This window comes from Klebsiella sp. OBRC7 (assembly GCF_000293135.1).
GTDB classification, from domain to species: domain Bacteria; phylum Pseudomonadota; class Gammaproteobacteria; order Enterobacterales; family Enterobacteriaceae; genus Klebsiella; species Klebsiella michiganensis.
In genome coordinates this window covers 1-18217 of the sequence record NZ_ALNJ01000081.1, presented here as the reverse complement: position 1 = coordinate 18217, position 18217 = coordinate 1, and the positions used below count along the sequence as shown (strand labels likewise).

At 56.8% G+C, this 18217-nt stretch carries 18 protein-coding genes, 1 tRNA gene and 1 other RNA gene; 10 read left to right on the top strand and 10 right to left on the bottom strand.

From position 1 onward, the window contains the following. Window positions 1-34: 34 nt before the first annotated feature. Window positions 35-1030, bottom strand: coding sequence for a 6-phosphogluconolactonase (pgl, locus tag HMPREF1144_RS15865; protein WP_009653358.1), 996 nt, complete (start codon window positions 1028-1030; stop codon window positions 35-37). A gap of 221 nt (window positions 1031-1251) precedes the next feature. On the opposite strand from pgl, the gene HMPREF1144_RS15860 reads away from it, so the two are divergent. Then, the gene (locus HMPREF1144_RS15860) at window positions 1252-2070 is read left to right on the top strand and encodes a pyridoxal phosphatase (RefSeq protein WP_004849002.1); all 819 of its coding nucleotides are present in this window, start codon (window positions 1252-1254) and stop codon (window positions 2068-2070) included. Here HMPREF1144_RS15860 and modC read toward each other — a convergent pair whose 3' ends face one another. The 4 genes from modC to HMPREF1144_RS31640 form a co-directional block, all read right to left on the bottom strand. After that, a complete protein-coding gene (gene modC / locus HMPREF1144_RS15855; RefSeq protein ID WP_009653352.1) occupies window positions 2071-3129 on the bottom strand; it encodes a molybdenum ABC transporter ATP-binding protein ModC in 1059 nt (352 codons plus the stop codon). It lies immediately after the preceding gene. Between the two features lie 2 nt (window positions 3130-3131). After that, entirely contained in the window at window positions 3132-3821 is a 690-nt protein-coding gene (gene modB, locus HMPREF1144_RS15850) for a molybdate ABC transporter permease subunit (protein WP_004848997.1), read from the bottom strand. Further along, on the bottom strand, window positions 3821-4594 hold the full coding sequence (modA, locus tag HMPREF1144_RS15845) for a molybdate ABC transporter substrate-binding protein (RefSeq protein ID WP_009653350.1): 774 nt from the start codon (window positions 4592-4594) through the stop codon (window positions 3821-3823). The genes modB and modA overlap by 1 nt, the downstream gene beginning before the upstream one ends. 144 nt (window positions 4595-4738) lie before the next feature. After that, complete coding sequence (locus tag HMPREF1144_RS31640; RefSeq protein WP_004848993.1) at window positions 4739-4888, bottom strand: AcrZ family multidrug efflux pump-associated protein; 150 nt, start codon at window positions 4886-4888, stop codon at window positions 4739-4741. A 153-nt stretch (window positions 4889-5041) separates the two neighbouring features. Here HMPREF1144_RS31640 and modE point away from each other — a divergent pair, with 153 nt between their 5' ends. The 7 genes from modE (at window position 5042) to gpmA (ending at window position 12848) form a co-directional block, all read left to right on the top strand. Then, entirely contained in the window at window positions 5042-5830 is a 789-nt protein-coding gene (gene modE, locus HMPREF1144_RS15835) for a molybdenum-dependent transcriptional regulator (protein WP_004848991.1), read from the top strand. A 67-nt stretch (window positions 5831-5897) separates the two neighbouring features. Continuing rightward, window positions 5898-7367 (top strand): molybdate ABC transporter ATP-binding protein ModF, encoded by a 1470-nt coding sequence (gene modF, locus HMPREF1144_RS15830; RefSeq protein WP_009653363.1) that lies wholly within the window; start codon window positions 5898-5900, stop codon window positions 7365-7367. Between the two features lie 211 nt (window positions 7368-7578). After that, a complete protein-coding gene (gene galE, locus HMPREF1144_RS15825; protein ID WP_042927885.1) occupies window positions 7579-8595 on the top strand; it encodes a UDP-glucose 4-epimerase GalE in 1017 nt (338 codons plus the stop codon). A gap of 9 nt (window positions 8596-8604) precedes the next feature. Next, on the top strand, window positions 8605-9651 hold the full coding sequence (galT, locus tag HMPREF1144_RS15820) for a galactose-1-phosphate uridylyltransferase (RefSeq protein ID WP_004848986.1): 1047 nt from the start codon (window positions 8605-8607) through the stop codon (window positions 9649-9651). A 2-nt stretch (window positions 9652-9653) separates the two neighbouring features. Then, entirely contained in the window at window positions 9654-10802 is a 1149-nt protein-coding gene (galK, locus tag HMPREF1144_RS15815; RefSeq protein ID WP_004848984.1) for a galactokinase, read from the top strand. Continuing rightward, window positions 10796-11839, top strand: a complete 1044-nt coding sequence (gene galM / locus HMPREF1144_RS15810) for a galactose-1-epimerase (RefSeq protein WP_004848981.1) — start codon at window positions 10796-10798, stop codon at window positions 11837-11839. The genes galK and galM overlap by 7 nt, the downstream gene beginning before the upstream one ends. 256 nt (window positions 11840-12095) lie before the next feature. Then, on the top strand, window positions 12096-12848 hold the full coding sequence (gene gpmA, locus HMPREF1144_RS15805; protein WP_004100351.1) for a 2,3-diphosphoglycerate-dependent phosphoglycerate mutase: 753 nt from the start codon (window positions 12096-12098) through the stop codon (window positions 12846-12848). Window positions 12849-12915: 67 nt separating this feature from the next. On the opposite strand, the gene aroG is transcribed toward gpmA, so the two are convergent. Continuing rightward, a complete protein-coding gene (gene aroG, locus HMPREF1144_RS15800; RefSeq protein ID WP_009653359.1) occupies window positions 12916-13968 on the bottom strand; it encodes a 3-deoxy-7-phosphoheptulonate synthase AroG in 1053 nt (350 codons plus the stop codon). 314 nt (window positions 13969-14282) lie between these two features. Here aroG and HMPREF1144_RS15795 point away from each other — a divergent pair, with 314 nt between their 5' ends. After that, window positions 14283-14654 (top strand): YbgS-like family protein, encoded by a 372-nt coding sequence (locus tag HMPREF1144_RS15795; protein ID WP_004848975.1) that lies wholly within the window; start codon window positions 14283-14285, stop codon window positions 14652-14654. A gap of 117 nt (window positions 14655-14771) precedes the next feature. Next, window positions 14772-15716, top strand: coding sequence for a CDF family zinc transporter ZitB (gene zitB / locus HMPREF1144_RS15790; RefSeq protein WP_009653354.1), 945 nt, complete (start codon window positions 14772-14774; stop codon window positions 15714-15716). On the opposite strand, the gene pnuC is transcribed toward zitB, so the two are convergent. The 4 genes from pnuC to HMPREF1144_RS33030 all read right to left on the bottom strand — a co-directional run bounded on the left by pnuC (window position 15713) and on the right by HMPREF1144_RS33030 (window position 18212). Next, the gene (gene pnuC, locus HMPREF1144_RS15785; protein WP_009653362.1) at window positions 15713-16432 is read right to left on the bottom strand and encodes a nicotinamide riboside transporter PnuC; all 720 of its coding nucleotides are present in this window, start codon (window positions 16430-16432) and stop codon (window positions 15713-15715) included. The genes zitB and pnuC overlap by 4 nt on opposite strands. Window positions 16433-16467: 35 nt before the next feature. After that, on the bottom strand, window positions 16468-17511 hold the full coding sequence (nadA, locus tag HMPREF1144_RS15780; protein WP_004848967.1) for a quinolinate synthase NadA: 1044 nt from the start codon (window positions 17509-17511) through the stop codon (window positions 16468-16470). Between the two features lie 412 nt (window positions 17512-17923). Further along, a tRNA-Lys gene (locus HMPREF1144_RS15775) sits at window positions 17924-17999 on the bottom strand. 46 nt (window positions 18000-18045) lie between these two features. After that, window positions 18046-18212, bottom strand: a non-coding RNA gene (locus tag HMPREF1144_RS33030) — RtT sRNA. Window positions 18213-18217: the final 5 nt, after the last annotated feature.

Genomic DNA, 18217 nt, shown 5'->3' with positions numbered 1-18217 from the left:
CGCCGCGGCGAGGTTTCTGCCTCACACGCCGGGCTTAGTAAGCGTTTACCACCACCCACATTGGGCCCTGGCCTACGGCATAGCGCCCTTTTTCCTGGAGCAGCCCCTGCTCGCCTTTGATTTCATACACCGCGATATGATGCGATTTCTGACCGGCGGCGATCAGATATTTGCCGCTATGATCGAGGTTAAAGCCGCGCGGCTGGGCCTCGGTATTCTGATAACCTTCGATGGACAGCACGCTGCCATCTTCCGAGACGCTGAAGATGGTGATAATGCTGGCCGTACGATCGCAGGCGTAGAGGTGACGGCCATCCGGGGTCAGATGGATATCCGCCGCCCAGCGCACGCCGGCAAAATCAGGCGGCATCATGTCCAGCGTTTGCACGCATTCGATTTTTCCGTACGGATCTTTCAGCTCCCAGACATCAACGGAGCTATTCAGTTCGTTGACGCAGTAGCCGTATTGCTGATTCGGATGGAACACCATGTGACGCGGGCCCGCGCCTTCAACGGTGGTCACTTCAGCCGGCTCCTGCTCTGCGAGGAAACCGTCGTCGCTCAGGGTAAACAGGCAGATACGATCCTGCTTCAGCGCCGGTACCCACAGGGTGCGATTATCCGGAGAGATATTTGCCGAGTGGCAGCCTTCCAGACCTTCAACCACCGCCACCGCTTCTCGCGGCAGGCCGTCAACCAGCGGCGAAACGCTCACGCAGCCCGCGTTATACGAAGCGCTGAACACAAAGCGCCCCTGACGATCGGTAGAAATATGCGTTGGGCTACCCGGCAGCGCGGCTTCGCCAGCAAAAGTCAGGGCGCCATTATCGGGCGCAATGCGGTAGGCCAGTACGCGAAACTCCGGACGCACGCCGACGTAGAGAAACTCTTTGTTCGGGCTCACCACCATCGGCTGCACCTGGCCCGGGGCATCAACAACCTGCACCAGGGTCAGTTTCCCCTCAAGATCCAGATCCCAGACGTGAATCTGCTGGCTTTCCGGGCTGGCGGTATAAACGGTTTGTTTCATGAATACTCCTTCCTCACTGCACGTGGAAATTTCATTTTTCAGACTAACGACACTCTGAAAAACACAATATGCATACACAACGCTCTTCAGGTTGCCTCCTGGCAGCCTGAAAGATCAAGTGTATCGGCTCTTTAGCGGTAGATGCTGAAAAGTTTGCCGGAATGGCACAGCGGTGTACCATCATAGCCAGCTAACTTTTCATCATTAACCGGAAACAACCCATGACCTCACGCGTGATTGCCCTCGATTTAGACGGCACGCTCTTAACCGGCAAAAAGACCATCCTCCCCGCCTCGCTCGATGCGCTGGCTCGCGCCAAAGACGCGGGATACCAGATCATCGTCGTCACCGGCCGACATCACGTCGCTATCCATCCTTTTTATCAGGCGCTGGCGCTGGATACACCTGCAATTTGCTGCAATGGCACTTATTTGTATGATTATCATGCAAAAAAGGTGCTTGAATCCGACCCGATGCCGGTAGATAAAGCCCTGAGCCTGACGGAAATGCTGAACGAGCATGATATTCACGGCCTGATGTACGTCGATGACGCCATGCTGTACGAGCAGCCGACCGGGCACGTTATCCGCACCGCCAACTGGGCGCAGTCGCTGCCCGTCGAGCAACGTCCGGTATTCACTCAGGTCGATTCTCTGGCGCAGGCGGCCCGCGAAGTTAACGCCGTGTGGAAATTCGCCCTGACCGATGAAGATACCGCCAAACTGCAGCGCTTTGCCCAACACGTTGGCCAGACGCTGGGTCTGGAGTGCGAATGGTCGTGGCACGATCAGGTGGACATTGCCCGGGAAGGCAACAGCAAAGGTAAACGCCTGGCGCAGTGGGTCGCGTCGCAGGGCCTGTCGATGCAGGATGTTATCGCCTTCGGCGACAACTATAACGACCTCAGCATGCTGGAAGCCGCCGGTACCGGCGTGGCGATGGGCAACGCGGTGGAAGAGGTCAAAGCGCGCGCCAACGTGGTGATCGGTGAAAACGAAACCACCAGCATCGCCGACTACATCTATCGCCACCTGCTGTAATCAGGCGGCTATCGACACGCTTTTTATCTGCGCATACAGCCGCTGGCCCGGGGTCACCCCCAGCTCATCGCGAGCCCAGGGGCTGATGCGCGCCCACAGGGTACGGCCGCTTATCTCCAGTCTGACCTCAACCTGCCCATGACTTTCAATACACTGCATGACCTGCGCGGGTAAAATATTGCGGATACTGGTTTGCTGAGCGGGCTGCAGTACCAGAGAAACGTCCGAGGCCTGAATGCGGATCCGCGCGCTTTCGCCCTGCGGCCTGTCAAGACGGTTAACCCATATCTGCCGATCCCCCAGCGCCAGCGCGGTCATGGCATACTGCGGATGCTGAGCGGCAATGGTCACGTTCAGGATCGTGCTTTGCTGCTCCTGGGGAAGCCAGGGGTGCATCACGCTGCTACTCCACACCTCTTCCAGACAGCCAAAGGCTTTCACTTTCCCCGCTTCCAGCACCAGCACGTTATCCGCCAGATGCTGGATTTCATCCAGAGAGTGGCTGACGTACAGCATCGGGATCTTGATTTCGCGCGCCAGACGCTGCAGATAGGGCAACAGCTCGCGCTTGCGCGGAATATCCAGCGATGCCAGCGGCTCATCCAGCAGCAGCAGCTCCGGCGCGGTAAGCAGCGCCCGGCCAATCGCCACCCGCTGCTTCTCCCCACCGGAGAGGCCGCCCGGCAGGCGGTCAAGCAGCGGCGCAATGCCGAGCAGCGCCACCAGCTTGTCAAACTGCGCCGCCATAGACTTCGCCATGCCATATTGCAGATTGCCGCGCACTTTATAGTGCGGAAACAGGCGCGCGTCCTGAAAAACGTAGCCAATGCGGCGCTTTTCCGGCGCCAGGCAGATACCTTTATCAACGTCGTTCAGCACTCTGCCGTTGAGGACAATGCGCCCCTGCTGCGGGCGCGTCAGGCCGCTAATGGCGTTAATCAACGAGGTTTTACCCGCGCCGGAGACGCCGAACACCGCCGTAATGCCGCTGGCGGGAAGCGTCTCGCGAATTTGCAGACAGTGGGTACCCAGCGTCTGGGTAAAATCGAGCTCAAGCATGTTTATTTCCCCATCCGCTGACGGCTGAGGCGGGCCAGCCATTCGGAAATCAGCAGCGATACCAGCGCCAGCGCAATCGAAATCAAGCATAAACGCGCGGCCGCGCCTTCTCCCCCTGGGGTCTGGATCAGGGTATACATGGCCGAAGGGATGGTGCGCGTTTCGCCGGGAATATTGGAAACAAACGTGATAGTGGCGCCAAATTCGCCCAGCGAGCGGGCGAAAGCCAGCACGGTGCCGACGATAATGCCGGGTAGCGTCAACGGTAACGTAATAGTGAAAAACACCCGCCAGCGGCCAGCGCCGAGGGTACGCGCCGCCTGCTCGAGCTTGATGTCCACCCCTTCCAGCGCGAGGCGAATGGCCCGCACCATCAGCGGAAAGGACATCACCGCCGCCGCCAGTACCGCGCCGCGCCAGCTAAACGCGAAGCTCAGACCAAACCAGTCATACAGCCAGCTGCCGATAAAACCGCGTCGCCCCATCGCGATCAGCAAGAGATACCCTACCACCACCGGTGGCAATACCAGCGGCAGGTGGAGAATGCTATCGAGCAGCGCTTTACCGGGAAAATCTCGTCGCACCAGCAGCCAGGAGAAAAAGATGCCAAAAGGCAAGCTCAGTACCACCGCCAGGGAGGAGACTTTCAGGCTCAGCAGTACCGCCTGCCATTCAGGATCGCTTAAGAACATTAGTGGGTAGTAAATCCGTAACGTGTAAAGATGGCGGAAGCTTCCGGCCCTTTTAAATAGTCATAAAACGCGCTGACCGTGGCATTTTTATGGCCGTCGACGATTGCCAGCGGATATTCCACTTTCTTATGCGAATCTTCCGGGAAGGTACCGACAACTTTTACCCCCTTGCTGGCGACCGCATCGGAGCCGTAAACGATCCCCAGCGGCGCTTCGCTGCGTTCAACCAGGGCCAGCGCGCCGCGCACGTCTTCTGCCGGCGCCAGCTTCGGCGACAGGTTTTCCCAGGCTCCCAGCTTTTGCAGCGCCTCTTTCGCATAGATACCAGCAGGCACGTGTGCCGGGTCACCCAGGGCCAGGCGGCCGCCTTTCAGCAGGCTGGTCCAGTCGGTTTTATCACTGATGTTTATCTCGCCCTGCGCGCTGGCTTTTGGCGCCACGACAACCAGGCTGTTACCGAGAAGGGTCGCGCGCGAGGCGGTATCAATGCTCTTTTTCTCGACCGCGTAATCCATCCATTTTTGATCGGCGGAGATAAACAGATCCGCCGGCGCCCCCGCTTCAATCTGCCGTGCCAGGGTCGATGAAGAGGCAAATGAAGAAACCACCTCCACGCCCTTCTCTTTTTTATACTCTTTGGCGATATCCTGCATGGCGTTGGTGAGCGATGCCGCGGCAAAAACCGTCACTTTGCCCTCTTCCGCCAGCGCGTGGCCCGCAATGGAGAGCGTTAACGTTGCTCCGGCAAAAAAGCGTAACCATTGACCTGTCATCTGAATCTCCCGTCAGTTCGTTATGTAATAGACAATATAACGATAGCGCCAGGTTTTTCCCAGTGAAAATTAGGGGTAATCAGCGTTCGAAAAATGGAGGGGGGAAGAAATAAGAACGCCCGGCAGAACCGGGCGCGGGGGAAATCAGTGATTTTGCGGTCTGCTGTCTTTATGACCGGCTCCGGAGAAGAGGTTAAACACTTCGCCCAGCCCGTAAATCAGGCCCAGAATGACCGCCATCACCACAGGGACCATGACTACGGCAAAAACCAGACTTTTCAATAGCTCTAACATGGTTGGCTCCAGAAAGTACGAATAGTTTATTGTAACGAATTCAGCCGGAAAAACACGCCCCATTTGTGCGGTGCCCCGCTGGCCACCGTGAGAGATGCATCTTGCAAGATGACCGCTATCGGTCACAATACCCTTTTTCATCAGGATATGATTATGCAGGCTGAAATTCTTCTTACCCTCAAATTACAGCAGCGCCTGTTCGCCGATCCTCGCCGTATTGCCCTGCTGAAACAGATTGAACAGACTGGCTCGATTAGTCAGGGGGCAAAAAACGCGGGCATTAGCTATAAAAGCGCCTGGGATGCGATTAATGAAATGAATCAGCTCAGCGAGCAGACCCTGGTTGACCGGGCGACCGGCGGCAAAGGCGGCGGCGGCGCGGTCCTCACCCGCTACGGGCAGCGACTGATTCAGCTCTACGACCTTCTGGCGCAGATTCAGCAGAAAGCGTTCGATGTCCTGAGCGATGATGACGCCCTTCCCCTCGACAGCCTGCTGGCTGCCATTTCGCGATTCTCTCTGCAGACCAGCGCGCGCAACCAGTGGTTTGGCACCATTACCGGCCGCGACCATCAGCAGGTCCAGCAGCACGTTGACGTTCTGCTGGCCGACGGCCAAACCCGCTTTAAGGTCGCGATTACCGCCCAAAGCGCAGATCGTCTGGGCCTTGAGGAAGGCCAGGAGGTACTGGTGCTGCTGAAAGCGCCGTGGGTTGGCATTACTCAGGATGCCGCACAGGCGGAACGGGCCGACAACCAGTTGGCCGGACGTATCAACCACATCGAACGCGGGCCGGAACAGTGTGAAGTGCTGATGGCGCTCCCGGATGGGCAGAGCCTTTGCGCCACCCTGCCGGTGGAACAGACGCGCGATCTGGCGGAAGGGGCGGAGGTGATAGCATATTTTAATGCCGATCGCATCATTCTTGCCACGTTGTGCTAACGGCATTGACATTGCGCTCGCGAAGACGTATCCCTGAAGCAAATCGCTGCAAAAAGTGGGATACACAATGTCATTGTTGCAAATTTCGCAAGGCACGTTTCGTCTTAGCGATACAAAAACGTTAAATATTGAACACCTCCGCGTGCAGGCTGGCGAGAGCTGGGCTTTCGTCGGCAGCAACGGCAGCGGGAAGTCGGCGCTTGCGAGGGCGCTCTCCGGCGAGCTGACCCTGCTAAGCGGGCAGCGTGAGTGCACCTTCTCGCGCATCACCCGTCTCTCTTTTGAGCAGCTGCAAAAGCTGGTCAGCGATGAGTGGCAGCGCAATAACACCGATTTGCTCAGCCCGGGAGAAGAAGACACCGGCCGCACGACGGCGGAAATTATCCAGGATGAGTTTAAAGACCCCTCCCGCTGCGCCCGCCTTGCTGAACAGTTTGCGATTAGCCACCTGCTCGAACGCCGTTTTAAATATCTCTCTACCGGCGAAACGCGCAAGACCCTGCTGTGCCAGGCGCTGATGGGCGATCCCGACCTGCTTATCCTCGATGAGCCGTTCGACGGCCTTGATGTCGCCTCGCGCCAGCAGCTCGCCGGGATGTTGGCCGCGCTGAACGGCGAAGGTATCACCCTGGTGCTGGTCCTCAATCGTTTTGACGAGATCCCGGCGTTCGTTCAGTATGCCGGGGTGCTGGCGGACTGCGTGCTGAGCGAAACCGGCGAAAAGCAGACCCTGCTGCAGCAGGCGCTTATTGCCCAGCTCGCGCATAGCGAAAAGCTTGACGGCATGACGCTGCCGGAGCCGGACGCACCGGCAGCGCGTCTTGCGCTGGACGCCGAAGCGCCGCTCATCGTACTGAACGACGGCATGGTTTCGTACAACGATCGTCCGATCATTAACCGCCTGAGCTGGACGGTGAACCCTGGCGAACACTGGCAGATAGTCGGCCCCAACGGCGCCGGTAAATCCACGCTGCTCAGCCTGATCACCGGCGACCATCCTCAGGGATACAGCAACGACCTGACCCTGTTTGGCCGACGCCGCGGCAGCGGTGAAACCATCTGGGATATCAAAAAGCATATTGGCTACGTCAGCAGCAGCCTGCACCTTGAATACCGCGTCAGCACCAACGTGCGTAACGTGATTCTCTCCGGCTACTTCGACTCAATCGGCATCTATCAGGCCGTATCTGACAAGCAGCATAAGCTGGTGCAGAACTGGCTGGATATTCTGGGTATCGACAAACGCACCGCCGATGCGCCGTTCCATAGCCTCTCCTGGGGGCAGCAGCGGCTGGCGCTGATCGTCCGCGCCCTGGTCAAACACCCCACTCTGCTGATCCTTGACGAACCGCTGCAGGGGCTGGACCCGCTCAACCGCCAGCTGGTGCGCCGCTTCGTTGATGTGCTGATTGGCGAAGGGGCGACGCAGCTGCTGTTTGTCTCTCATCACGCCGAAGACGCCCCGGACTGTATCACCCACCGCCTGGCCTTTGTGAGTAGTGGAGACGGTTACACTTACCAGCTGGATCCGCTGTAAAATTAAGCCTGTACAGGGGTCTGCTGATCCCTGTTTTTTTCAGAATAATAGCTACCAGACATAACATCACCCTGTTTTTAAAACAAAAAAACTCAAATGGGCTGTTTGAAAATTTTAGTGTAAACGATTCCACCAATTTGGCCTGTGTCACACTTTTGGCTTCTTTGGTATGCTATCTTCTTCTCACACGATAAGCCTATTGGAGCGAATCATGATAGTACTGGTTACAGGTGGTAGCGGTTACATTGGAAGTCACACCTGCGTTCAACTGCTACTGCAGGGACACGAAGTGATTATTCTCGACAATCTCTGCAACAGTAAGCGCAGCGTATTGCCAATCATTGAACGTCTCGGCGGGAAAAGCGCCACCTTTGTCGAAGGCGACATTCGTAACGAAGCGCTGATGACGGAAATTCTCCACGATCACGCCATTGAAGCGGTGATCCATTTCGCCGGCCTGAAAGCCGTCGGAGAATCCGTCGCTAAGCCGCTGGAGTACTACGACAACAACGTAACCGGCACACTGAAACTCGTTTCCGCCATGCGCGCCGCGGGCGTGAAAAACTTTATTTTCAGCTCCTCCGCGACCGTCTACGGCGACCAGCCCAAAATCCCTTACGTCGAAAGCTTCCCGACCGGTACGCCTCAGAGCCCTTACGGTAAAAGCAAGCTGATGGTTGAGCAGATCCTGACCGACCTGCAAAAAGCACAGCCGGACTGGAGCATCGCGCTGCTGCGCTACTTCAACCCGGTCGGCGCGCATCCGTCGGGCGATATGGGGGAAGATCCGCAGGGCATCCCGAACAACCTGATGCCGTATATCGCGCAGGTCGCGGTTGGACGCCGTGAATCGCTGGCGGTATTTGGCAACGACTACCCAACCGAAGATGGCACCGGCGTACGTGACTACATTCACGTGATGGACCTGGCAGACGGCCACGTCGCGGCGATGGAAAAACTGGCCGATAAAGCCGGCGTGCATATCTATAACCTTGGCGCAGGCGTCGGCAGCAGCGTGCTCGACGTGGTCAACGCATTTAGCAAAGCCTGCGGCAAACCGATTAACTACCACTTCGCACCGCGCCGCGAAGGCGACCTCCCGGCCTACTGGGCGGACGCTGAAAAGGCCGATCGCGAGCTGAACTGGCGCGTGACGCGCAACCTTGACGAAATGGCGCAGGACACCTGGCACTGGCAGTCCCGTCATCCGCAGGGTTATCCCGACTAAGGAACCTTCATGAGCGTATTTAACCCCGTCGACCATCCACATCGTCGTTATAACCCGTTAACCGGGCAGTGGATTCTGGTTTCTCCGCATCGCGCCAAGCGCCCCTGGCAGGGGGCGCAGGAAACGCCGGCAAAACAGACCTTGCCTGCGCACGACCCGGACTGTTTCCTGTGCCCGGGTAATACCCGCGTCACCGGCGACAAAAACCCGAACTACACCGGTACGTTTGTTTTTACCAATGACTTTGCGGCTTTGATGACCGATACCCCTGACGCCCCGGAAAGCGATGACCCGCTTATGCGCTGTCAGAGCGCCCGCGGTACCAGCCGGGTCATCTGCTTCTCGCCAGACCACAGCAAAACGCTGCCGGAACTGAGCGTGGAGGCGCTGGAAGGCGTGGTTAAAACGTGGCAGGAGCAGACCGCCGACCTCGGAAAAACCTACCCGTGGGTGCAGGTCTTTGAAAATAAAGGCGCGGCAATGGGCTGCTCCAACCCACATCCGCATGGACAGGTGTGGGCAAACAGCTTTCTGCCTAACGAGGCGGAACGCGAAGATCGTCTGCAAAAAGCGTACTTCACCGAGCACGGCGCGCCGATGCTGGTGGATTACGCGCAGCGCGAATTAGCCGACGGTAGCCGCACCGTCGTCGAGACCGAACACTGGCTCGCGGTGGTCCCTTACTGGGCAGCGTGGCCCTTCGAGACGCTGCTGTTGCCGAAAGCGCACGTACAGCGCCTGACTGATTTAACCGATGACCAACGCAGCGACCTCGCGCTGGCGCTGAAAAAGCTGACCAGCCGTTACGACAACCTGTTCCAGTGCTCATTCCCCTACTCTATGGGCTGGCACGGCGCGCCGTTTAACGATGAAGAGAATAATCACTGGCAGCTGCACGCACATTTTTATCCGCCGCTGCTGCGCTCCGCGACGGTGCGTAAATTTATGGTCGGCTATGAAATGCTGGCTGAAACCCAGCGTGACCTGACGGCCGAGCAGGCTGCCGAACGTCTGCGCGCTGTAAGCGACGTCCATTTTCGCGAATCCGGAGTATAACCATGAGTCTGAAAGAGAAAACCCAAGCCCTGTTTGCTGAGAAATTTGGCTATCCGGCCAGCCATGTTATCCAGGCCCCTGGCCGCGTTAACCTGATCGGCGAGCATACCGACTATAACGATGGGTTCGTGCTGCCCTGCGCCATTGATTACCAGACGGTCATCGCCTGTGCGCCGCGCGACGATCGCACCGTGCGGGTGATTGCCGCCGATTACGACAATCAGACCGATGAATTCTCTCTCGACTCGCCGATTACCAGCCACGATACCCAGCAGTGGTCAAACTATGTCCGCGGCGTGGTGAAACATCTCCAGCAGCGGAATAACGCTTTCGGCGGCGCGGATCTGGTCATCAGCGGCAACGTGCCGCAGGGCGCGGGGTTAAGCTCTTCGGCTTCGCTGGAAGTCGCCGTCGGCACCGTGTTCCAGCAGCTGTACCATCTGCCGCTCGACGGCGCGCAAATCGCGCTGAACGGCCAGGAAGCGGAAAACCAGTTCGTCGGATGCAACTGCGGCATTATGGACCAGCTGATCTCCGCGCTCGGTAAAAAAGATCACGCGCTGCTGATCGACTGCCGCTCCCTGGGGACCAAAGCGGTCTCGATGCCGAAAGGCGTCGCGGTGGTGATTATTAACAGTAACTTTAAGCGCACTCTGGTCGGCAGCGAATACAACACTCGCCGCGAACAGTGTGAAACCGGCGCGCGTTTCTTCCAGCAGCCGGCCCTGCGCGACGTCACGTTGCAAGAGTTCAACGCCGTCGCCCACGAGCTTGACCCGGTGGTCGCCAAACGCGTTCGCCACGTGCTGACTGAAAACGCCCGCACCGTAGAAGCCGCCGCGGCGCTGGAAAAAGGCGACCTGCTGCGGATGGGCGAGCTGATGGCGGAATCCCACGCCTCTATGCGCGATGATTTTGAAATCACCGTCCCGCAGATTGATACCCTGGTGGACATCGTCAAGGCAACCATCGGCGATAAAGGCGGCGTACGCATGACCGGCGGCGGTTTTGGCGGCTGTATCGTCGCGCTGGTGCCGGAAGATCTGGTCGAGACCGTACAGCAGGCCGTTGCCAAAGAGTATGAAGCGAAAACCGGTATCAAAGAGACCTTTTACGTCTGCAAACCGTCGCAGGGAGCTGGACAATGCTAAACCCAACAACGGAGCTGGCGCCGGACGGCCAGCCGTGGAATCTCCTCACCCTGCGTAACGACGCAGGCATGACGGTCACCGTAATGGACTGGGGCGCGACGCTGCTCTCCGCGCGCGTGACGCTGGCCGACGGCAGCGTACGCGAAGCGCTGCTCGGCTGCGCGACCCCTGCCGACTATACGCGCCAGGCCGCCTATCTCGGCGCTTCCGTAGGCCGTTACGCGAACCGTATCGCCAACAGCCGCTTTTCCCTTGATGGCCGTAGCGTTAATCTGACGCCCTCCAACGAGGCCGGCCATCAGCTGCACGGCGGTCCTGAAGGTTTTGATAAGCGCCGCTGGCAGATTGTCAGCGCCGACGATCGTCATGCGCTGTTTTCACTCTCCTCCCACGATGGCGATCAGGGGTTCCCCGGCAATCTGACGGCTACGGCGCACTACCGCCTGACCGACGATAATCGTATCGCCATCGAGTATCGCGCCACCGTTGATCAGCCCTGCCCGGTAAACCTGACCAACCACGTCTATTTCAACCTTGATGGCGTGCAGAGCGACGTGCGTAGCCATAAGCTGCAAATCTTTGCCGATGCGTATCTGCCCGTTGAGAGCGACGGTATTCCGGGAGGCGATTTGCAAAACGTCACCCTGACCAGCTTCGATTTCCGCACGCCGAAGATGCTGGCGGACGATTTCCTGCGCGATGAAGACCAGCAAAAGGTCAAAGGTTACGACCACGCCTTTCTGCTCCAGGCGCTGGGCGATGCCAAAAGCCCGGCGGCTCACGTCTGGTCGCAGGACGAAAAGCTGCAGATGACGGTCTATACCTCCGCTCCGGCGCTGCAGTTCTACTCCGGCAACTATTTGGCCGGCACGCCGTCGCGCACCGGGCAGCCTTACGCTGACTGGCAAGGTCTGGCTCTGGAGAGCGAGTTCCTGCCGGATTCACCGAACCATCCGGAATGGCCGCAGCCGGATTGCGTACTGCGCCCCGGCGAAGAGTACGTCAGCCTGACGGAATATCAGTTTATTGCGCAATAATCCCCCGCCCTCCTGATGGAGGGCTTTTTTTATCCTTTCGCTGAAAAATACGCCACTTACAGACAAAAACATAACCTCTGTTTTACAAGCACCTTACACTGAGCGACTATTTTCGCTATGGTTAGGGATAAGCATTGCCGTGAGGTAAGTCGCGGCAATATAATGAGAATAGTTATCAATCAATAAATATACACACTACAGATTTCGGATCGCATCAAGGCGGCGAGAAAGATGACGTGTATTGAGGAGTAAGTGTATGGCTGTAACTAAGCTGGTACTCGTTCGTCACGGCGAAAGCCAATGGAACAACGAAAACCGTTTCACCGGTTGGTATGATGTTGACCTGTCTGAAAAAGGCGTGGGTGAAGCAAAAGCGGCCGGTAAGCTGCTGAAAGAAGAAGGCTTCAGCTTCGACTTTGCTTATACCTCTGTGCTGAAACGTGCCATCCACACCCTGTGGAACGTGCTGGACGAACTGGATCAGGCCTGGCTGCCGGTAGAAAAGTCCTGGAAACTGAACGAGCGTCACTACGGTGCGCTGCAGGGCCTCAACAAAGCGGAAACCGCTGAAAAATACGGTGACGAGCAGGTTAAGCAGTGGCGTCGCGGCTTTGCGGTAACGCCGCCGGAGCTGACCAAAGACGACGAGCGCTACCCGGGTCACGATCCGCGCTATGCAAAACTGACCGACGCTGAGCTGCCTACCACCGAGAGCCTGGCGCTGACCATCGACCGCGTCGTACCGTACTGGAATGAAACCATTCTGCCGCGTCTCAAAAGCGGTGAGCGCGTGATTATCGCCGCTCACGGTAACTCCCTGCGCGCGCTGGTGAAATACCTCGACAACATGGGCGAAGCAGAGATCCTTGAACTGAATATCCCGACCGGCGTACCGCTGGTGTATGAGTTCGACGAGAACTTCAAGCCTATTAAACATTACTATCTGGGTAACGCCGACGAGATTGCCGCGAAAGCCGCTGCCGTAGCGAACCAGGGTAAAGCGAAGTAATTTTCGCGGGATGTAAAAAAAGCGTGGAGCCCTCCACGCTTTTTTATTTTGAGACTCGCCGTAAAACCTAACCGCGGCGCGCTTTTACCGCATTCGCCAGCTGGCGAAGCAGCGTATCGGTATCTTCCCACCCGATACAGGCATCAGTAATGCTTTTACCGTAGGCCAGCGGCTCACCGCTGTCGAGGCTCTGATTGCCTTCCACCAGATGGCTTTCGATCATCACGCCCATAATCGCCCGCTCGCCGCCGGCAACCTGCTGGCATACGTCTGTGCCGACATCCATCTGCTTTTTAAACTGTTTGCTGGAGTTGGCATGGCTGAAATCGATCATGATCTGAGCGGGCAGGCCTGCTTTCGCCAGACCCACCTTCACTTCTGCCACGTGCTGCGCGCTGTAGTTCGGCTCTTTACCGCCGCGCAGGATAATATGGCAATCGCTATTGCCGCTGGTGTTAACAATCGCCGAATGTCCCCATTTGGTCACCGACAGGAAACAGTGCGGCGCGCCGGCGGCATTGATGGCGTCGATAGCGACTTTAATGGTGCCATCTGTGCCGTTTTTAAAGCCTACCGGGCAGGAGAGGCCGGAAGAGAGTTCGCGGTGCACCTGTGACTCGGTGGTACGCGCGCCAATCGCGCCCCAGCTCATCAGGTCGGCAAGATACTGCGGGGTGATCATATCGAGGAACTCCCCGGCCGCTGGCAGTCCGCTGTCGTTAATATCCAGCAGCAGCTTGCGCGCGATCCGCAGGCCATCGTTGATGCGGAAGCTGTTATCCATATGCGGATCGTTGATCAGCCCTTTCCAGCCCACGGTGGTGCGCGGTTTTTCAAAATACACGCGCATCACGATTTCCAGCTCGCCTTTAAGCTCTTCGCGAAGCGTGAGCAGACGCTCGGCATACTCTTTTGCCGCCGCCGGATCGTGAATGGAACATGGACCGATCACGACCAGCAGCCGATCGTCGTTACCTTTCAGGATCTGGTGGATCGCTTTGCGCGCATGCGCAACGGTGTTGGCGGCGTTTTCGGTAGCGGGGAATTTTTCCAGGAGCGCAACGGGAGGTAATAATTCGTTGATCTCTTTAATGCGTAAATCGTCGTTCTGATAATTCATCTTATTTCCAGCGTTGCCATACTTATCTAGTTAAATGCAATCCCTCCAATCTATCTCTTCGCTCAAAAAGTGTAAACGTGATTTTACAGTAGCGGCAGAATATTCCTGGAAATAGGCTAAAAAACGCCATAAAGTCGCGGAATAGTGGCTACAAGCTATAATTTTTAACTGTTAGAACTTAATTTTCTTTAGCATTCAGCATTATATATTAATGCCGCTCGCTGACAGCGAAACTTTAACCACAACGAGTAGAACCTCCGGCAATGCACTGTTGGAAGAGGTAATTCGGTAAATCGATATAACAGGAGCATCCAATGAAAATGAACAAGCTAACCAGTCTTCTCCTCGCAGCAACCCTGGGCCTGGCCAGCGGCGCGGCGCTGGCCGCCGATACCGGCGCGCAGTCGAACAACGGGCAGGCCAATTCGGCAGCCGACGCGGGTCAGGTCGCCCCCGACGCGCGTGAAAACGTGGCACCAAACAACGTCGACAACGGTAAAATCAACTCCGGTTCCACCGATACCGGTGGCACCATGCTTCACCCCAACGGCTCGACCATGAACCACGACGGGATGTCGAGCGATGAAGTCCACAAAAACTCAATGTGCAAAGATGGCCGCTGCCCGGATACCGATAAAAAGGTCGGCCAGGACGAGGCGACGAAAACCGACGGTACCACCCAATAATCTGCGCGGTATCCGCCCGGAAGGAGAGCTAAGGCTCTCCTTTTTTCATTTTATTCACCCCAAGAGGTGAATCATGTCATAAAGTAATCATCAAAATAATAATGTAGGGATGACACCATGGGGCAATCACACTCGCATAATTCTCCGCAATCCACCGAAGATAATAATGCCCGTCGGCTGCTGCTGGCGTTCTGCGTCACGGCCGGATTCATGTTGGTTGAGGTTGCAGGCGGACTCATTTCAGGTTCGCTGGCGCTGCTGGCCGATGCCGGGCATATGCTGACGGACGCCGCAGCGCTGCTGTTCGCCTTTCTGGCCGTGCGTTTCGCCAGTCGCCCGCCTAATGCTCAACACACCTTTGGCTGGCTGCGGCTGACCACGCTGGCGGCTTTTCTCAACGCTATCGCCCTGGTGGTCATTACGATATTAATCGTCTGGGAGGCCATTCAGCGTTTTCATCATCCGCAACCGGTAGCCGGTAAAACCATGATGATCATCGCCGTTGCCGGCCTGCTGGCCAATATTGTGGCCTTCTGGATCCTCCATCGCGGCAGTGAAGAGCGTAACCTCAACGTGCGGGCCGCCGCTCTTCATGTGCTGGGGGATCTACTCGGTTCGGTTGGGGCCATTATTGCCGCAATCGTGATCATCACCACCGGCTGGACGCCTATCGATCCTATTCTGTCCGTGCTGGTATCGTGCCTGGTTCTGCGCAGCGCATGGCGTTTGCTGCAGGAGAGCGTTAATGAGCTGCTGGAGGGCGCGCCGCGTTCGCTTGACGTCGACGCCTTAAAGCGCGATTTGCGCCGCTCGATACCGGAAGTTCGCGACGTACACCACGTTCATGCGTGGCTGGTAGGAGAAAAAACGGTGATGACGCTGCACGTGCAGGTGGTACCGCCGCACGATCACGACGGCCTGCTTGAACGAATCCAGGGCTTCTTACAGCATAAGTATGAAATTGAACATATTACGGTTCAGATGGAGTATCAGCCCTGTAGCGGCCCGGAGTGCCGTCTGAACATGACGCACGCCGGGCATGGACATCATCATCACCATTAGCGGGAAAACGCGTGAGAGCCGCGCTCATGCGCGCTGTTAATCCACATCCGGCTGCCGTTGAGGGCAATGAAGGTCAGCAGCAGATATTCGAGCGACATCGCATAAACGCCCTGCAGGGCGAAAATAACCACGCTGATGACGTTGATAATCACCCACAGCAGCCAGTTTTCGACGTATTTGCGCGTCATCAGGATCATCGCCGCAACCGAGAGAACCATCATGCAGGAGTCCCAGAAAGGGAACGCGTCTGGCTGCAGCGCCGGCATAGCAACCTGCAGGCCCAGGGTGTGCATCAGCGCGACGGCAATCCTGATGAGAAACGCAAAAACCGGATTGATAAATACCGTCATCAGGCCAATCGCCACCACGCAGGCCGCCAGCCAGCCTAACGCTTTCGGCAGCGGCAGCCAGCGGATTTGCAGTTCCGCCTGGTTATCGCTGGTTTGTCGTGACCAGGCGTACCAGCCGTAGACGTTGGCCGCGAAGAAAAAGATCTGCAGCAGAAGGCTGGCGTAGAGCTGGATCTGAAAGAAGATAATGGCAAACAGCGTGACGTTGATCAGCCCAAAGGCATAGTTGGCAATCTTCTCCAGGCTCGCCAGCCAGATGCACAGCAATCCTGCGACGGTGCCGACCGCTTCAATCCACGACAGGTCATATCCTCCGGCGCCAATGGGTATATGCACTAATATGTTCTGCGTACTAAAAAAATCCATCTTATCCCCAGAGCGTTCTGTAACGCAGTAATGAGCTATCCCCGAAGTGTAGCCGCAAAATCGAGCATTCTGTTTAGCGGAACCAGCGCCCCGGTTCGCAGTTGTTCATCAACGTGAATTTCATGTTCAACGCCTCCCTTTTCCAGCCCTTCCGCAATCGCCTGCAGGCCGTTCATCGCCATCCACGGACAGTGGGCGCAGCTGCGGCAGGTTGCCCCTTCGCCTGCCGTAGGCGCTTCCAGCAGCTCTTTTTCCGGTACCGCCTGCTGCATTTTGTAGAAAATGCCGCGGTCGGTGGCGACGATGAGCTGCTTATGCGGCAGCGTTTTAGCGGCATTGATCAACTGGCTGGTTGACCCCACCGCGTCAGCCATATCGACAATCGCCTGCGGTGATTCCGGGTGAACCAGCACCGCGGCCTGCGGATAAAGCGCCCGCATTCTCGCCAGCGCTTGAGTTTTGAATTCATCATGAACGATGCAGGCGCCCTGCCAGCACAGTACGTCGGCGCCGGTCTGTTTCTGCACATAGCTGCCTAAATGGCGGTCCGGCGCCCAGATGATTTTTTCACCCATGCTATCAAGATGCTCAATGAGTTCCACGGCGATGCTCGACGTCACAACCCAGTCGGCGCGCGCCTTTACCGCCGCTGAAGTATTGGCGTAGACCACGACCGTACGATCCGGATGCGCATCGCAGAAAGCGCTAAACTCCTCGATCGGGCAGCCCAGATCGAGCGAGCACTCCGCATGGAGCGTGGGCATCAGGATGGTTTTTTCCGGGCTGAGGATTTTCGCCGTTTCTCCCATAAAGCGCACGCCGGCAACCAACAGCGTCGAGGCAGAATGTCGGGCGCCGAAGCGCGCCATCTCCAGGGAATCGGAGATACAGCCGCCGGTCTCTTCGGCCAGCTGCTGAATTTCGGGGTCGGTATAGTAATGGGCCACCATCACCGCATCGCGCTCGCGCAGCAGGCGTTTAATTTTTTCGCGATAAAAGTGCTTCTCATCGCGGTTTAACGGCATGGGCTTCGGAGGAAAAGGATAAATCGCCGCTTCCGGGTCAAACATTACGCTCATCTTGCAGTCTCGTTTCACTGGCTTAACTTTCAGACCGTAATAATGCCTGAAGAAAGGTATTAATCGGTCATGGTGTTTTATATGCTAAACAAGATAGCCGATTGTGCAGAAAATGTCGTGAGGAATTTTTCCCACAGGGCGCATTTCCCGGAGGCGATGCTGCGCATCTGTCCGGGCTACTGGCCTGTGCCAATTGTAGCCACGGTAAACGCAGCACGACGGTAGAATAACGCAGCATTAAGGTATTGCGGATTGTTGTGCTTTTCGAGGAAATGGCAGATAGCAAAAAAGCGCCTTTAGGGCGCTTTTTTACATTGGTGGGTCGTGCAGGATGACTCTCTTCGCTCGCCCTGCGGGCCGTTGCTGACGCAACGTTATCCTTCACGCTTAACATCTGAGTTTGATGTTAAATTGGTGGGTCGTGCAGGATTCGAACCTGCGACCAATTGATTAAAAGTCAACTGCTCTACCAACTGAGCTAACGACCCGCTCGGGTACTGCCTGAATATTCTTCACTCGTCACCAATTCGAAATTGGTGGGTCGTGCAGGATGACTCGCTTTCGCTCGCCCTACGGGCCGTTACTGACGCAACGTTATCCTTCACGCTTAACATCTGAGTTTGATGTTAAATTGGTGGGTCGTGCAGGATTCGAACCTGCGACCAATTGATTAAAAGTCAACTGCTCTACCAACTGAGCTAACGAC

What these genes read in the sequence shown, in the direction of transcription:
- zitB (WP_009653354.1), top strand. Translation starts at nt 14,772, where the DNA reads ATGGGGCAATCACACTCGCATAATTCTCCGCAATCCACCGAAGATAAT.
- aroG (WP_009653359.1), bottom strand. Translation starts at nt 13,968, where the DNA reads ATGAATTATCAGAACGACGATTTACGCATTAAAGAGATCAACGAATTA.
- gpmA (WP_004100351.1), top strand. Translation starts at nt 12,096, where the DNA reads ATGGCTGTAACTAAGCTGGTACTCGTTCGTCACGGCGAAAGCCAATGG.
- galM (WP_004848981.1), top strand. Translation starts at nt 10,796, where the DNA reads ATGCTAAACCCAACAACGGAGCTGGCGCCGGACGGCCAGCCGTGGAAT.
- modE (WP_004848991.1), top strand. Translation starts at nt 5,042, where the DNA reads ATGCAGGCTGAAATTCTTCTTACCCTCAAATTACAGCAGCGCCTGTTC.
- galK (WP_004848984.1), top strand. Translation starts at nt 9,654, where the DNA reads ATGAGTCTGAAAGAGAAAACCCAAGCCCTGTTTGCTGAGAAATTTGGC.
- galT (WP_004848986.1), top strand. Translation starts at nt 8,605, where the DNA reads ATGAGCGTATTTAACCCCGTCGACCATCCACATCGTCGTTATAACCCG.
- HMPREF1144_RS31640 (WP_004848993.1), bottom strand. Translation starts at nt 4,888, where the DNA reads ATGTTAGAGCTATTGAAAAGTCTGGTTTTTGCCGTAGTCATGGTCCCT.
- HMPREF1144_RS15795 (WP_004848975.1), top strand. Translation starts at nt 14,283, where the DNA reads ATGAAAATGAACAAGCTAACCAGTCTTCTCCTCGCAGCAACCCTGGGC.
- pnuC (WP_009653362.1), bottom strand. Translation starts at nt 16,432, where the DNA reads ATGGATTTTTTTAGTACGCAGAACATATTAGTGCATATACCCATTGGC.
- modC (WP_009653352.1), bottom strand. Translation starts at nt 3,129, where the DNA reads ATGCTTGAGCTCGATTTTACCCAGACGCTGGGTACCCACTGTCTGCAA.
- modA (WP_009653350.1), bottom strand. Translation starts at nt 4,594, where the DNA reads ATGACAGGTCAATGGTTACGCTTTTTTGCCGGAGCAACGTTAACGCTC.
- galE (WP_042927885.1), top strand. Translation starts at nt 7,579, where the DNA reads ATGATAGTACTGGTTACAGGTGGTAGCGGTTACATTGGAAGTCACACC.
- pgl (WP_009653358.1), bottom strand. Translation starts at nt 1,030, where the DNA reads ATGAAACAAACCGTTTATACCGCCAGCCCGGAAAGCCAGCAGATTCAC.
- nadA (WP_004848967.1), bottom strand. Translation starts at nt 17,511, where the DNA reads ATGAGCGTAATGTTTGACCCGGAAGCGGCGATTTATCCTTTTCCTCCG.
- HMPREF1144_RS15860 (WP_004849002.1), top strand. Translation starts at nt 1,252, where the DNA reads ATGACCTCACGCGTGATTGCCCTCGATTTAGACGGCACGCTCTTAACC.
- modF (WP_009653363.1), top strand. Translation starts at nt 5,898, where the DNA reads ATGTCATTGTTGCAAATTTCGCAAGGCACGTTTCGTCTTAGCGATACA.
- modB (WP_004848997.1), bottom strand. Translation starts at nt 3,821, where the DNA reads ATGTTCTTAAGCGATCCTGAATGGCAGGCGGTACTGCTGAGCCTGAAA.